Origin of the sequence: Variovorax sp. E3, assembly GCF_016082275.1 — a bacterium.
Classification (GTDB): Bacteria; Pseudomonadota; Gammaproteobacteria; order Burkholderiales; family Burkholderiaceae_C; genus Variovorax.
Genome location: NZ_MOWM01000188.1, coordinates 1 through 13,207 on the forward strand (window position 1 = coordinate 1; position 13,207 = coordinate 13,207).

A 13,207-nucleotide genomic window follows, 5' to 3' on the forward strand; every position below is an offset into this window, starting at 1 on the left:
CGCCGGCCAGGCTCAGCGCCACGCGCTTGACGATCGCCTGCGCCGGCGCTTTCGGCACGCCGACCAGCGCGCACAGCCGCATGAACACCTCGGCCTCCGCGATGTCGAGGCGACCGCGGTCCACGAGGTTGCGCAGGTTGAACTTGCCCTGCTCGTCGGTGATCTCACTGAACAGCCGGCCGCCTTCCGCCGCCACCTGCCCCGAGGCCTGCCCCGCGAGCTGCCCCACATAGGGCCGGTTCCACGCCCCGTCGAGCCGCGTGGTCGGCTCGCGCACGGCCTCGGCGCGCAGCGTGCGCTGCGCCTGGCTCACCTCGCCGCGCAACTGCCAGCGCGCCTGCGTGCGGAACTGGTCGCCCTGCGTGGTGCGAATGAACGCCGACTGCCGGCCCAGCAGCGCCGCCGCCATCGCCGCGATCACCGCGACGATCAGCAACGCGCTCACCACCGCCATGCCCCGGTGGCGGTCTTGCGGGGCGGGCACGCCGCCCGCCGTCCTGCCCGCCGTCGCAGCCACGGCGCCTACCAGGAGCCGATGTCGGCGTTGGCCTTCTCGCCGCCCGGCTCGCCGTCGGCGCCGAGCGAAAACACGTCGACCTCGCCGTGCGTGCCCGGGTTCAGGTACTGGTAGGCGTTGCTCCAGGGGTCGGCCGGCAGGCGCTCCAGGTAGGGGCGCCAGTTGGCGGGCGCCTTGCCCGTCACGGGCTTGGCCACCAGGGCCTGCAGGCCCTGCGTGTTGCTGGGGTAGGCGCCGTTGTCCAGCCGGTAGAGCTTCAGCGCCTGCATGATCGCGGCCACGTCCTGGCGGGCGGCGGTGGCGCGGGCCTGGTCGGGGCGGTCCATCAGGCTGGGCACGATCAGCGCGGCCAGCACGCCGATGATCACCAGCACCACCATCAGCTCGATGAGCGTGAAACCGCGCTGGCACATCGGGAGAATCCGGAAGGGGAAGCGCCGGCTGCCTGCATGGCGACGGGTTGAACCTGCGGTCATCTTCCACTCCCGGAACAAAGGACATCAAGGGTTTTCACCGCGTCGATCCTCGCAGTGCCGCATGTCAGTCCGATTGAAAATCCTCGGGAGTTCCCTGCCGCGCCGCGCACACCCGCCCCCGATCGGTGCAGACTTGGGGGCATGGACAAGCATTTCCTGAATCCGCTCTTCGCCCCCGCCTCCATCGCGGCCTTCGTCGGCCACGCCGACGACCCCGGCGGCCAGGCCCCCGCCGGCCGCACCTTGCGCGAAGCCTTCCGCGCCGACCGCTTCGACGGCACGCTGCGCTTCCTGGACGTGCGCACCAAGGGCACGCTCGAAGAGCTGTCGCAAACGCATGCCGACCTCGCGCTGATCGCGCTGGCCCCGCGCGACGTGGCGGCCGCGCTCGAAATCGCCGGCCGCATCGGCTGCACGGCGGCGGTGGTCATTTCCAGCGGCATCAGCGCCGAGCAGGCAGCCCAGTGGCGCAAGATCGCGCGGCGCGAAGGCGTGCACCTGCTCGGGCCGAATTCATTGGGCTTTCAGCGTCCGCTGCTGCACCTGAATGCCAGCGTGGCCGGGCCGCTCGCCAAGGCGGGCCCGCTGGCGCTGGTGTCGCAATCGGGCGCGCTCACCGCGTCGATGCTCGACTGGGCGCGGCAGAACGGCGTGGGCTTTTCGAGCGTGGTGTCGCTGGGCCCGCACACCTCGGTCGACATTCCGCAGGTGCTCGACTTCCTGGCCAACGACCAGGCCACGCACAGCATCATCGTGTACCTCGAAGGTATTGCCGACGCGCGCCGCTTCATGAGCGCACTGCGTTCGGCCTCGCATGCCAAGCCGGTGGTGGTGCTCAAGGCCGGCCGCAAGCCCGCCGGCAACGAGGCCGCGCAAACGCACAGCGCCGCCATCGTGGGCAGCGACGACGTGTTCGACGCCGCACTGCGCCGCGCGGGCGCGGTGCGGGTGCGCTCCTTCGTCGAGCTGTTCTCGGCCGCCAAGTGCCTGGCCTCGCGCTACCGGCCGGTGGGCAGGCGGCTGGCGGTGGTCACCAACGGCGGCGGCCCCGGCGTGCTGGCGGCCGACTGGATCAACGAGATCGGGCTCGACCTGGGCAGGCTCTGCGCGCCCGCGCAAAACTCATGCTGCCGACGCTGCCCCCGCTCGCGTCGCTCTCCGACCTGATCGACCTGTCGGAAGACGCGCAGCCCGCGCACTACCGCGCCGCCATCGACGCGGCCTCGGCCGACAGCCAGGTCGACGGCGTGCTCGCCATCTTCTCGCCCAAGGCCGGCGCCGACGCGGCCGCCACGGCCAAGGCGCTGGCCGACATTCCCCGGCCCATGAACAAGCCGCTGCTGGCCTGCTGGATGGGCGATTCGTCGGTGGGCAAGGCGCGCGCGGTGCTGGCCGACGCCACCATTCCGAGCTTTCGCACGCCCGAGGCGGCGGTGGGCGCCTTCGGCAACATCGCGGCCTTCTACCAGAACCAGCAACTGCTGCAGCAGACGCCGCCGCCGCTGTCGGCGCTGGCCAAGCCTGACATCGAGGGTGCTCGCCTGCTCATCGAAAGCGTGCTGGCCGAGCGGCGCAAGGTGCTGACCGAGATGGAGTCGAAGTCGCTGCTGTCGTCGTTCCACATTCCCATCACGCGCACGCTGCTCGCGCGCAGCGCCAACGAGGCCATGATGATCGCCACGCAACTGGGCTTTCCGGTGGCGCTGAAGATCGACTCGCCCGACATCTCGCACAAGTCCGACGTCGAAGGCGTGGCGCTCAACGTCATGAACGGCACCAGCGCGCGCGACACCTACGTCGAGATGATGGAGCGCGTGGCGCGCCTGGCGCCCGAGGCGCGCATCAATGGCGTGACCGTGCAGAAGATGGTGCGCGCGCGGCGCGGCCGCGAAATCTACGTGGGCCTGGTCACCGACCAGCCCTTCGGCCCCGTCATCGTGTTCGGCGCGGGCGGCACCATGATCGAACTGATGAACGACCGCGCCATGGAGCTGCCGCCGCTCAACCAGTTCCTGGCGCGCCGGCTCATCGAGCGCTCGCGCGTGGCCGAGACGCTGGGCGAATGGCGCGGCGCCAGCGCGGTCGACATGGAAGCGCTGGAGCATGTGCTGCTGCGCGTGTCGGAAATGGTGTGCGAGCTGCCCGAGCTGCGCGAGATGGACATCAACCCCATCATCGTGGACGAGTCGGGCGCGGTGTCGGTCGATGCGCGCATCGTGGTCGAGAGCAGCACGCAGGCGGTGGCGGGCCAGGCCGGCCACGGGGTCAACGGCTACCACCACCTGGCCATCATGCCGTACCCCGCGCGCTACCGGCGCGAGTGGCCGCTGCCGGGCACGGGCGGCGGCCTCTACATCGTGCGGCCGGTGCACCCCAACGACGCGCAGATGCTGCAGGCGCTGGTGCAGGGCCTGTCGCCCGAGAGCCGGTGGTTCCGCTTTGTCTCGCGCTTCCACGAGCTGCCGCCGTCGATGCTGTCGCGCTTCACCTTGATCGACTACGACCGCGAGATGGCGCTGGTGGCGGTGGTGATGGAGCGCAGCGTGTCGCCCGAGGGCGCCGTGCTCGAAAGCGAGCGCATCGTGGGCGTGTCGCGCTACATCACCAACCCCGACCAGACCAGCTGCGAGTTCTCGCTGGTGGTGGCCGACGAGTTCAGCGGCAAGGGCATCGGCTCGCGGCTGATGGAAAGCATCATCGACGTGGCGCGCGACAAGGGCCTGTCGGAGATCGACGGCCTCGTGCTCGCCAACAACCCCGACATGCTGAAGCTGGTGCGCCGGCTGGGGTTCACGGTGAAGTCCTTCCCCGAGGATCCGGACTTCAAGCTCGTGACGTACATGCTGTAGCCAGGACTCTTCACGTCGAGAACACTTTGGCATCCCCAGAACTGGGGATGCAAATCGCCGCCGAAACGCTAACGTGCCGCGGCGAGGATTCGAAGGACTTCAAAAAGACGGAGAAGAAAATGAATACGACGATGGGGAAAATTGCCCGGCGACTTGCGTGTCTTGCTTGCTGCGGCGCGTTTGCGATCTACGGCAGCATGGCATCAGCCCAGGTGCCCGAAATCCCTGACCCCAGCATCAACGATATTGCGATCACGACCTACGTTAACGGCCAGATCGCGATCGTTTGGAACCCCATCCGCTGCAACCAGATGGGCCTGCTGGTTTGCCGTTTCTTTCGGGCCCATGAATACGGCCATGTGGCGCTTGGTCACTTGATCACCGGCACGCATCCTCAGTATGCGGAGTTCCAAGCCGACTGTTATGCGGCCGCCAATGCGCCCATGCCGGAGGTGAAGGCGGCTTACGCCTACTTTTTCAACACGGGCTACAACGGCAATTGGTCTCACGGAAATGGCTTTGACAGGGCCGCTCGAATCCAGTTGTGCGCAGCAAACAGGTCGAGCCAGTAGTCGTAAAAAGAAGATAGACAAATCGCCGCTCAAACGAGCGGTCGATCTGTCCGGAAAACTCAGTCCGCGTGGTTCATGTCGGTGCACTCGTGCGGATCGGCGCGGCACATGCGCTCGTAGGCCACCACCGCCTTCCTGCGCTCGCTCAGCGCCACCGGCGTGCGGAACGGCGCGAGGATCTCGGCGAGCGACATGCTCACGCCGTTCTTCACCACGTACTCCACGGCGGCCGCGGCCTTCAGGTCTTGCAGCGGATTGCCGCGCACCATCACCAGGTCGGCCAGCTTGCCGACCTCGACCGTACCCAAGTCGCGGTCGACGCGGCTCATCTTCGCGGCGTTGATGGTCACGTCCTGCAGCGCCTGGTAGTTCGACGCCACCATGCCGGCCGCGCGCAGGTTGGTCTGCAGCGCGATGCCGGGCGCCACCAGCGGCGTGTCGGTGCCGATGGCCAGCAGGCCGCCCGCGCGCTGCACCTTGGCCGATTGCTCGGCGTCCTTGCGCGCGAGTTGCAGCACCGCGTCGGTCGGCGCCGCCGTGCCGCTCAGGCCCGTCAAGAAGTTCGGCGGAATCAGCAGCTTGAAGCGCTCGTCGCTGGTCATGGCCGCGTCCTGCCCCACCAGGGCGAGCGACGAGAACAGCGTGTCGACCAGCCGGAAGTCGGCCTTCGCGTGCAGGTCGTAGGCGTCCTGGTAGGTGAAGCCGCCGACCGACTTCGACCAGCCGTAGCCCATGCGCTGCGTGGCCGACAGGTGCGTGGTGCCGCCGATGCCGGCCGCCGCGCCCGGCGCGAGCATGTGCGTGCCCGTGGGCACCCCCATGTCGAGCCCGGCCTGCGCGATCTTCGCCATGATCGGGATCGGCGCGCGCACATACGACTTCAGGTAGTCCACGCCCATCGCCTTGGCCTTGGCAATTTCCAGGTCGGCCACCTCGGGCGTGCGCAGCGTGCGCGCAAAGCTGTAGAAGAGCCGGTTGCCCTCCCACAGCGGCGGCGACACGAACACGCGCGGCCCGACGAGGTTGCCCGAGTCCAGCGCCTCGCGCATCTCGGTGCTCTGGTGCAGCGGCCCCGCGACCGACTGCGTCGACGTGATGCCGTAGGCCAGCATCGACGCCGCCACCTGCCCGAACTGCCCGCCCTGGTACAGCGTGAGCGGATGAAAGTGCGGGTCCCACAGGCCGGGCATGACCGTCAGCGCCGAGGCATCGACGAACTTCGCCGCGCCGCGCGCCGAGGCCGCGTCGTGCGGGCGGATCGCGGTGATGCGGTTGCCGTCGATCACGATGTCGACGTTGCTGCGCAGCATCGCGCTGTTGCCGTCCCACAGGCGCCCCGCGTGCACGATGGTCGTGCCCTTCGACACGGCCTGCGTCCACGAGAGGTTCAGCGGCACGTCCCTGGCGCCCGAGCCGTCGGCCCGGATGGTCTTGAGCTGGTCGGTCGCCTTGTAGAGGATGGTGCGCGAGTCGCCGCCCCATGAAGGCAGGTCGGCCGCTTCGCGCGTGATGGCCACCGCCGCGCCGGCCGGCGAGCCGTCGGGGTTCAGCGGCATCACGTGCAGCACCGAGTCCATGATGAAGGCCACCTTGGTGCCGTCCGGCGACACGGCGGCGGCGCCCTCTTCGCGGTCGGAGATCTGGCGCGGCACTTCGGCCACCGGGTAGAAGACGCCGGTCCTGGCGGCCACGTCGATCACGCGCAGCTTGTTGTAGCCCTCGCGAAAGCGGTTGTTCATGCGCTCGTTGTCGACCAGCATCACCTTGCGCCCGCCGGGCAGCCACTGCGGCGTGCTGACCTGCGAGCTCACCTGCGCAATGACCACCTGCGCCGTGCGCGAGGCCATGTCCCACACCTCGAGCTGGCCCGAGCCCGTGGTGTAGGCGATGCGATCGCCGTTGGGCGACATCCTGGGCGTGACCATCGACTTGGCGCGGATGGCCGCGAGCCGCGTGCGCTTCTTCGTCGCGATGTCGACCTGGTCGATGGCCAGCGCGCCCGCGTTGTCCTTCTCGGTCGAAAAATACACCGCGCGCCCGTTGCGCGTGAACTGCGGGCTGCCGTCGCGCGCGATGTCGTTGGTGAGCCGCACGGGCGCCTGCCCGATGCGCATCACCCACACGTCGTTGAGCGCCACGAAGGCGATGCTGCGCCCGTCGGGCGACAACACTGGCGCGCTGATGCCGCGCACCGGCTGCGGGCCCATGGTGTCGAAGCCGCGGTCCTTCTGCTTGGCGATGACCGGGCGGCGCACCGTGAGCGTCGCGCTGAACGGCACCTCGCGCAGGTCGCGCCGGCCGCGCCGCGTGTCTTGATCTTGCCGTCGGCGGTGTACATGAAGCGGCCGTCCGCCATGTAGCGCACGGGGAACGGAAAGAAGTCTTCGTTGGGTGCCACGTCCTTGCCCGCCAAGGTCAGCGACTTGCGGTCGTTCTGGAACACCAGCCCCGCGCCGCCCGGCGCCCACGCGGGCATGGTGCCGGCGCCGACGAGCTTCGGCGCCTCGCTGCCGCCGATCTGTTTCGTGAAGACGCGCGCCGTGTCCACGAAGGCCAGTTGCTTGCCGTCGGGCGACACGGCCGGGTTGCTTTCCGCGCCGGGGCCCGAGGTCAGCGGTGTGTAGCGCGCGTCGGCCAGCGACACGCGCCAGATCTTGTACTGGCCATCGTTGCCCCGGTCCGAGGCAAAGACCAGGCCGCTGCCGTCGGGCGTCCATGCGGGCTCGCGGTCGTCGTACGGGCCGGTCGTCACGCGGCGCATGTCCGTGCCGTCGGGCCGCGTCACCCACAGGTGGTAGTTGCCTTCAGCGTCGTAGTTCTGGAACGCGACCAGGCTGCCGTCGGGCGACCACACGGGCGCGGTCGGCTCCATGTTCCAGCCGGTGATGCGGGTCGCGGTGCCGCCCGAGGCGGGCAGGGTCCACAGCGCGCCCATGGCCGTGAACGCGATGCGCTTGCCGTCGGGCGACGGCGCGGCCGCCATGTTGGTGCCTTCGTGGAACTCCACCGACACGTCCCGGGTCGAGCCCTGCAGCGTGTTCACGCTCACCACCGACGACGCGGCCCCCGGGCCGTCGACGGCAGGCCCGCGCCCGTCGCTGCTGCACCCCGCGGCCAGCAGCGCGGCCGCCGCGACGGCGGCGAGTGCCGCCTTGCGCGTGCCCTTTCGAGGCAAGCCGCAAGCGTGAAGGACGTGGGGGTGGGGAATCGACGGACGTGCGAGTGCCGTCGCATGCTTTCGCATGTTCATGAGTCTGTCTCCTGTTGGTATTTTTCTATCCGCAACTTCGCCTGCGGATGAGCGGCACGCCGCATCACAAGTGCAAGGTGCCAAGTCACTTTGTGTGAGCTTTCTGACAGTCCGCTTACCAGTTACGGATAGAGATAATTGCGCTTCACTCTCGAAGGTCCGAATGTTCCTGCGCTTCCTGGGCCGCTTCGCGGCGTCGCTTGCCGTGCTGCTGTCCGCCATGTGGGCCGGGCTGGCACTTTGGTATCAATTGCAGGGCCCCTCGTTCGTGAAGATCGGCGCGGGCGTGCTGTGGGGCGGCTTCGCGCTCGCCACCATCGCGCTGGTGTGGCGCGCCAAGGCCCCGCGCGCCCTGCTCTCGTACATCGTCGGCTTCGCGATGCTGCTCGCGTGGTGGAGCACCATCCTGCCGTCGCAGAACCGCCAATGGGCCGACGACGTGGCGCGCCAGCTCACGGCCCATGTCGACGGCAGCGTGGTCACGCTGGACAACGTGCGCAACTTCGAATGGCGCAGCGACACCGACTACACGCAGCGCTGGGAAACGCGCCGCTACGACCTCGACCGCCTGCGCTCGGTCGACGTGGCGCTCTCTTACTGGACCGGCCCCGCCATCGCGCACACGCTGGTGTCCTTCGGCTTCGACGACGGCCGCTTCCTGACCTTCTCCATCGAGATCCGCAAGGAGCGCGGCGAGAGCTTCTCGTCGGTCGGCGGCTTCTTCAAGCAGTTCGAGACCAGCCTGATCGCGGCCGACGAGCACGACATCCTGCGCGTGCGCACCAACGTGCGCGGCGAAGACGTGCACATGTACCGCGTGCGCCTGCCGCAGGCCGAAGCGCGCTCGCTGTTCCTGGCCTACCTCGGCGAGGCCGACGCACTGGTGCGCGCGCCCAGCTTCTACAACACGCTCACGGCCAACTGCACCACCATCGTCTACGCACTGGCCAAGCGCATCGTGCCCGGCCTGCCGATGGACTACCGCCTGCTGGCCTCGGGCTACCTGCCCGACTACCTGTACGACGTGGGCGGCCTGACGCCGGGCTACGACATGGCGGCCCTGCGCGCGGGCGGTCGCATCACCGACCGCGCCATTGCTGCCGACAAGACACCGGGCGCCGATTTCTCGCAGGCGATCCGGCAAGGCATGCCGGGCGTCGAGCCGAAGGCGACGCCGTGATGCGCATGCGCCTTTCCGTGCTGATGCTGATGCTGCTGCTGTGCGGCGCCGCGCTGCTCGCCGGCTGCGCGGGCGTGCAGGTGGGCTCGATCTCTCCGGCCGAGTACCTCGCGCAGCGCCGTGGCGACGTGCTGACCACCGGCAAGCTCAGCACCTCGGCGCAAGAGGTGCTGCGCGTGATCGGCTCCGACGCCGACCTCTGCCGCCAGGACGGCCGCGCCTGCCGGCAGGCGCTGGCCGCTTCGGCGGGCATCACCGACGAGCAGCGGCTGTCGGCGCTGTCGGAGGTGTGGCTGCAGGTCGCGCTCTCCGCCGAGAAAGGCGGCGTGCCCGCCGAGCGCGCCGCCGCAGCGGACACCACCGCCATCGAGGCCTGGCTGGAAACCGCGCGCCACGCCTACGCCTACCTCTTCTTCACCGCCCGCAACCCGCGCGACCGCGCCTTCGAAGACCGGCAGACGCAGGTCCGCGACTACTACAACTACGCGGTGCAGCAGGCCATCACCGGCCTTACAGCAGCTACCAGAAGACCAGCAAGCGCAACCGCGACGCGGCCCCGCCGGTCATTCCGCAAGTGGGAGGCTGGCGCATCGACAGCGACGTGACGGCGCTGAAGCTGCCGCCGGGCGTGGACCTGCCGCAAGAGCTGATTCCCGCCGCCTCGCTGACCTTCTCGGGCCTGCGCAACATCTACCGGCGCGACGGCTTCGGCGCCGAGCTGGTGGCGGTGACCAACGAGCCCGCCTACGGCGCCAACGCGCCGCCCTACCGCGAAACGCCCTACCCCGCGCTCACCGCCGTGCTGAAGTTCGAAGGCGCCGACCTGCAGCAGGTGCTGGCCACGCATGCGCTGCGCATCGTGGTGTTCGACCCGTACAAGACCTCGACGGTGCAGCTGGGCGGACAGGACATTCCGCTGGCCGCCAACTTCACTTCGGGCTACGGCCTGTGGCTCGCGCGCTCCGACTTCGCGCTGCAGTCGCTGCGCAGCCTGTTCGGCAGCGCCGACGGCCTGACCCGGCCGCGCATCTACCTGATGCAGCCCTACGACCCGAACCGCCGCACGGTCATCATGCTGCACGGCCTGGCCAGCAGCCCCGAGGCGTGGATCAACGTGGCCAACGAAGTGCTCGGCGACGAGACGCTGCGCCGCGGCTACCAGATCTGGCAGGTGTACTACCCGACCAACGCGCCGCTGCCCATCAACAACCTGGCCATCCGCGAAGCAGTCGAACAAACGCTCGCGCATTTCGACCCGGGCGGCAAGGCCAAGGCCTCCAACAACATCACGCTGATCGGCCACAGCATGGGCGGCGTGCTGTCGCGGCTGATGGTGTCGTCGTCGGAAGACAAGCTGTGGGACGCCCTGCTCGAAAGCTACCCGATGCAGGCGCGCAGCAGCAGCGCATCGAAGAGCGGCTCGCGCCCTACCTGCGCTTCGAGCCCTTGCCGCAGGTCAGCGACGCCATCTTCATCGCCTCGCCGCACCGCGGCACCGACTTTGCCAACAACCGCATCTCGCGCTGGGTGGCCAACCTCATCACCTTGCCGGTGACGATGCTGGGGCAGTTGAGCGACATCTCGCGCGAACTGATCCGCATCGCGCCGGGCAAGCAGGAGCTGGGGCCGCTGCGCATTCCGAACAGCATCGACAACCTGAGCGACCGCGACCCGTTCGTGCGGCTGTCGTCGAGGCTGCCGATGAACCCGCGCGTGCGCTTTCATTCGATCATCGGCAACGACACGCCGGGCGTGGCGCTGGCCTTGTCGAGCGACGGCATCGTGCCTTACGAGAGCGCGCACCTGGAGGGCGCCGCGTCGGAGCTGGTGATCCCGTCGCAGCACAGCGTGCAGGAGAACCCGCTGGCCATTCTGGAGATCCGGCGCATTCTCAAGGAGCAGTTGCGCGCGGCGCCCGCGCCTTCGCCTTCGCGCTGATCGCGGCCACTCGTTGTGCGCGGATGTGATGAAGAACACATCCACGCCACGAAACAGGCTGCGCGTTGCGGCCTTAATTCTTACGATCGAACTCGCTTTGATTGGTGTGCATCCCGCCTCCCGCGGCTGCCGCTTTCGTCCGAGCGATTCGTTCCAAGATGCCGCCCTCTCCTTCCTTCGACAACGTTGCCTCGCACAGGCCGCCGCCAGACCTTCATCTGGTGACGGGCCACGGCGAGACCGACGCACGCACGGTCAGCGCCGCCGCTGTTGCCGGCGCGTTGTGCCACCTGTTCACGAAGGCCAGTGAGTCGGAGTTGTCGTCGCTGCTGCGCTCCATCGAGCAAGGCGACGCATCGACGGCCGCGCGCGTCGCGCACGAGATTCTGCGGCCCATCGCATTCCCCGCGCAGGCCCAGGCCGCCAACGTGGCGGACGACGTCGAGGCCATGCAGCACTTCACGCCGGCGGAGTCGAGCGCGCTGCTCTCCACGCGTGAATTGAAAGTGCTGTGGCTCATCTCGCGCGGCTGGAGCAACCGCGAGATCGCCGAGGCCACGCACCGCTCCATCAACACCATCGAGGCACAGGTCAAGAGCCTGTACCGCAAGCTCGCCGTGAAGTCGCGCACCCAGGCGATCCGCGAGGCGATGAACCAGGGCTTGCTGATCTGGCGCACGGGCAGCAACGACCCGTCGGCCATGGCCACCAACGACGCCATGGTCGCCAGGGACACCGAACCCAGCCCGCTCGGCCTGCGGGCCTGAAGAAACGCCACCGCTGAAACGCCACCGCTCAGGCGGTCGTGCGCCTCACGTCACGTCATTCATGTCTGCGCGTGCGCGATCGCGATGACGAACGGCAGCACCAGCTCCGGCACCAGATAGCCCAGCCACACCGCCGAAGGCTTCGGCAACCCCACCTTCGCGATCGACACCAGCCGGCCCACGCCGGCCAGCAGCACGCCCAGTGCGAGCAGGTAGACCAGCGTGCCCTGCTGGCGGATGGTCAGCGCCGTCCAGAGGCTGATCACCCCCGTCGAGAAGTACACGCCGGCCATGAAGCGGTGCACGTTGTCCAGCCGAGGCTCGGTGGTGGGCTGGCCCAGCACCATCTGCAGCGCACCGCCGAACATGGCGATGGCGGCCACGAGAAAAAGACAGACCTGCACCACGATCTGGCTGGCGAGCAGCGGGGCTTGCGTTGTCATTGTTGATTCTCCTGAAGGGTCCGGGGCCACTGTAGCCGCATCCGCCTGCGCTAAGATGCCGGCCGCGGTTGCAAGCCGCGCCCGGGCCCGCGGGAAGGGTTGAACCCACTTGCCTTCATGTGTTGCTCATCCACCAGCCTTTTGTGCAGCCGGATTTGCGGGTCGTCGGCGTCTGATGCACGGAGGTACTCATGAAGCGCATTCCCGCCCGGCCCGACCTGGGCCATCTGAAGAAGCAAGCCAAGGAACTGCTTGCGCTCTATCGAAGCAGCGACCCCGGCGCCACCGCGCGATTCCGCGACGCCCTGCCCGCCGCCGCCGGCAAGAGCGACACCGCCATCACCGCACTCGGCCTGCGGCTGCACGACGCGCAGTCGTGCATCGCGCGCGAATACGGCTTCGCCTCGTGGGCCGACCTGCAGGGCTTCGTGCTCGCGCGCAGGGCGCAGGCGGACGATCCGGCGAAGACGGTGCTGCACTGGCTGCGCTGCGTGTACGCGGGCGACATCGCCGGCGGCGCGGCCCGCTCCAGGCCCCTGGTGGCCGTTCGCCTGCTGGACGACAGCCCGGGCCTGCTGGGCGACGACCCCTACCTGGCCTGCGCGATCGGCGATGAAGCCGCGCTGCGTCGCGCGACCGCGCAAGACCCCGGCTGGGTTCACCGGGCGGGCGGTCCGCTGCAGCTGCCGCCGCTCGTGGCCGTCACGCACTCGGGCCTGTTGAAGTTGCCCGCGTATGCCGAACGCCTGCGGGCCTGCGCCCGGTTCCTGCTCGACGCCGGCGCCGACGCCAATCAATCGACCGGCAACCGCTGCCGCCGGCATCGCTCGAGGCCCCGGCCGAAGCCGAGCGCCTGTCCGCGCTGTACGGTGCCGCCGGCCAGAACCACGACCCTGAACTCACGCAACTGCTGCTGCAGGCGGGCGCCGATCCGAACGACAACGAGTCGCTCTACCACGCGCTCGAAAACGTGGCCTGCGTCGAGCTGCTGCTGAAGGCCGGCGCGCGCGTGACGGGCTCGAACGCGCTGTACCGCGTGCTCGACCTCGACGCGCTCGAGGCGCTGAAGCTGCTGCTGGCGCACGGGGGCGACGCCAACGAACCCGCCGGCAGTTCGCCCACATCGCAATGGGGCACGCCGCTGCTCTGGGCCATCCGCCGCCGCCGGTCGCCCGCGCACATCGCGGCCCTGCTGGCCGCCGGCGCGAACGCGGC

General features: G+C 69.0%; 10 protein-coding genes and 3 pseudogenes. 8 read left to right on the plus strand and 5 right to left on the minus strand.

Going from position 1 to position 13,207, the window contains the following annotated elements; translation table 11 throughout:
- Together BMG07_RS36035 and gspG are read right to left on the minus strand one after the other, a co-directional pair.
- Nucleotides 1-484, minus strand: a pseudogene (locus BMG07_RS36035) (type II secretion system protein GspK); the annotation flags it as partial.
- Nucleotides 485-522: 38 nt separating this feature from the next.
- Nucleotides 523-930, minus strand: a complete 408-nt coding sequence (gene gspG, locus BMG07_RS36040; RefSeq protein WP_198088518.1) for a type II secretion system major pseudopilin GspG — start codon at nucleotides 928-930, stop codon at nucleotides 523-525.
- 204 nt (nucleotides 931-1,134) lie between these two features.
- Between gspG and BMG07_RS36045 the strand changes: the two are divergent.
- Nucleotides 1,135-3,842: pseudogene (locus tag BMG07_RS36045) on the plus strand (GNAT family N-acetyltransferase).
- 47 nt (nucleotides 3,843-3,889) lie between these two features.
- Nucleotides 3,890-4,414, plus strand: coding sequence for a hypothetical protein (locus BMG07_RS36050; protein WP_198088519.1), 525 nt, complete (start codon nucleotides 3,890-3,892; stop codon nucleotides 4,412-4,414).
- A gap of 59 nt (nucleotides 4,415-4,473) precedes the next feature.
- Here BMG07_RS36050 and BMG07_RS44480 read toward each other — a convergent pair whose 3' ends face one another.
- Together BMG07_RS44480 and BMG07_RS36055 are read right to left on the minus strand one after the other, a co-directional pair.
- Nucleotides 4,474-6,621, minus strand: coding sequence for an amidohydrolase family protein (locus BMG07_RS44480; protein ID WP_307867248.1), 2,148 nt, complete (start codon nucleotides 6,619-6,621; stop codon nucleotides 4,474-4,476).
- Nucleotides 6,528-7,664, minus strand: a complete 1,137-nt coding sequence (locus BMG07_RS36055) for a PD40 domain-containing protein (RefSeq protein ID WP_198088520.1) — start codon at nucleotides 7,662-7,664, stop codon at nucleotides 6,528-6,530. Before BMG07_RS36055 ends, BMG07_RS44480 begins: the two co-directional genes overlap by 94 nt.
- Before the next feature lie 163 nt (nucleotides 7,665-7,827).
- On the opposite strand from BMG07_RS36055, the gene BMG07_RS36060 reads away from it, so the two are divergent.
- From BMG07_RS36060 to BMG07_RS44485, 5 genes are all read left to right on the plus strand, one after another.
- A complete protein-coding gene (locus BMG07_RS36060; protein ID WP_198088521.1) occupies nucleotides 7,828-8,844 on the plus strand; it encodes a DUF4105 domain-containing protein in 1,017 nt (338 codons plus the stop codon).
- The gene (locus tag BMG07_RS43475; protein WP_269759741.1) at nucleotides 8,841-9,449 is read left to right on the plus strand and encodes a hypothetical protein; all 609 of its coding nucleotides are present in this window, start codon (nucleotides 8,841-8,843) and stop codon (nucleotides 9,447-9,449) included. The genes BMG07_RS36060 and BMG07_RS43475 overlap by 4 nt, the downstream gene beginning before the upstream one ends.
- Nucleotides 9,419-10,399 carry a triacylglycerol lipase gene (locus tag BMG07_RS43480; RefSeq protein WP_269759742.1) on the plus strand — a complete coding sequence of 327 codons (981 nt, stop codon included), beginning with the start codon at nucleotides 9,419-9,421 and terminating at the stop codon, nucleotides 10,397-10,399. The genes BMG07_RS43475 and BMG07_RS43480 overlap by 31 nt, the downstream gene beginning before the upstream one ends.
- Nucleotides 10,372-10,782 carry a hypothetical protein gene (locus tag BMG07_RS43485; protein ID WP_269759743.1) on the plus strand — a complete coding sequence of 137 codons (411 nt, stop codon included), beginning with the start codon at nucleotides 10,372-10,374 and terminating at the stop codon, nucleotides 10,780-10,782. The genes BMG07_RS43480 and BMG07_RS43485 overlap by 28 nt, the downstream gene beginning before the upstream one ends.
- Nucleotides 10,783-11,003: 221 nt before the next feature.
- Nucleotides 11,004-11,549 carry a response regulator transcription factor gene (locus tag BMG07_RS44485; RefSeq protein ID WP_198088522.1) on the plus strand — a complete coding sequence of 182 codons (546 nt, stop codon included), beginning with the start codon at nucleotides 11,004-11,006 and terminating at the stop codon, nucleotides 11,547-11,549.
- Nucleotides 11,550-11,608: 59 nt separating this feature from the next.
- On the opposite strand, the gene BMG07_RS36075 is transcribed toward BMG07_RS44485, so the two are convergent.
- The gene (locus BMG07_RS36075; protein ID WP_198088523.1) at nucleotides 11,609-11,992 is read right to left on the minus strand and encodes a DUF4345 family protein; all 384 of its coding nucleotides are present in this window, start codon (nucleotides 11,990-11,992) and stop codon (nucleotides 11,609-11,611) included.
- Nucleotides 11,993-12,183: 191 nt separating this feature from the next.
- On the opposite strand from BMG07_RS36075, the pseudogene BMG07_RS36080 reads away from it, so the two are divergent.
- A pseudogene (locus BMG07_RS36080) lies at nucleotides 12,184-13,207 on the plus strand (ankyrin repeat domain-containing protein); the annotation flags it as partial.

Coding starts and splice junctions, on each gene's coding strand:
- BMG07_RS44480 (WP_307867248.1), bottom strand. CDS start 6,621: ATGGGCCCGCAGCCGGTGCGCGGCATCAGCGCGCCAGTGTTGTCGCCC.
- BMG07_RS36060 (WP_198088521.1), top strand. CDS start 7,828: ATGTTCCTGCGCTTCCTGGGCCGCTTCGCGGCGTCGCTTGCCGTGCTG.
- BMG07_RS36075 (WP_198088523.1), bottom strand. CDS start 11,992: ATGACAACGCAAGCCCCGCTGCTCGCCAGCCAGATCGTGGTGCAGGTC.
- gspG (WP_198088518.1), bottom strand. CDS start 930: ATGTGCCAGCGCGGTTTCACGCTCATCGAGCTGATGGTGGTGCTGGTG.
- BMG07_RS36050 (WP_198088519.1), top strand. CDS start 3,890: ATGCAAATCGCCGCCGAAACGCTAACGTGCCGCGGCGAGGATTCGAAG.
- BMG07_RS36055 (WP_198088520.1), bottom strand. CDS start 7,664: ATGAACATGCGAAAGCATGCGACGGCACTCGCACGTCCGTCGATTCCC.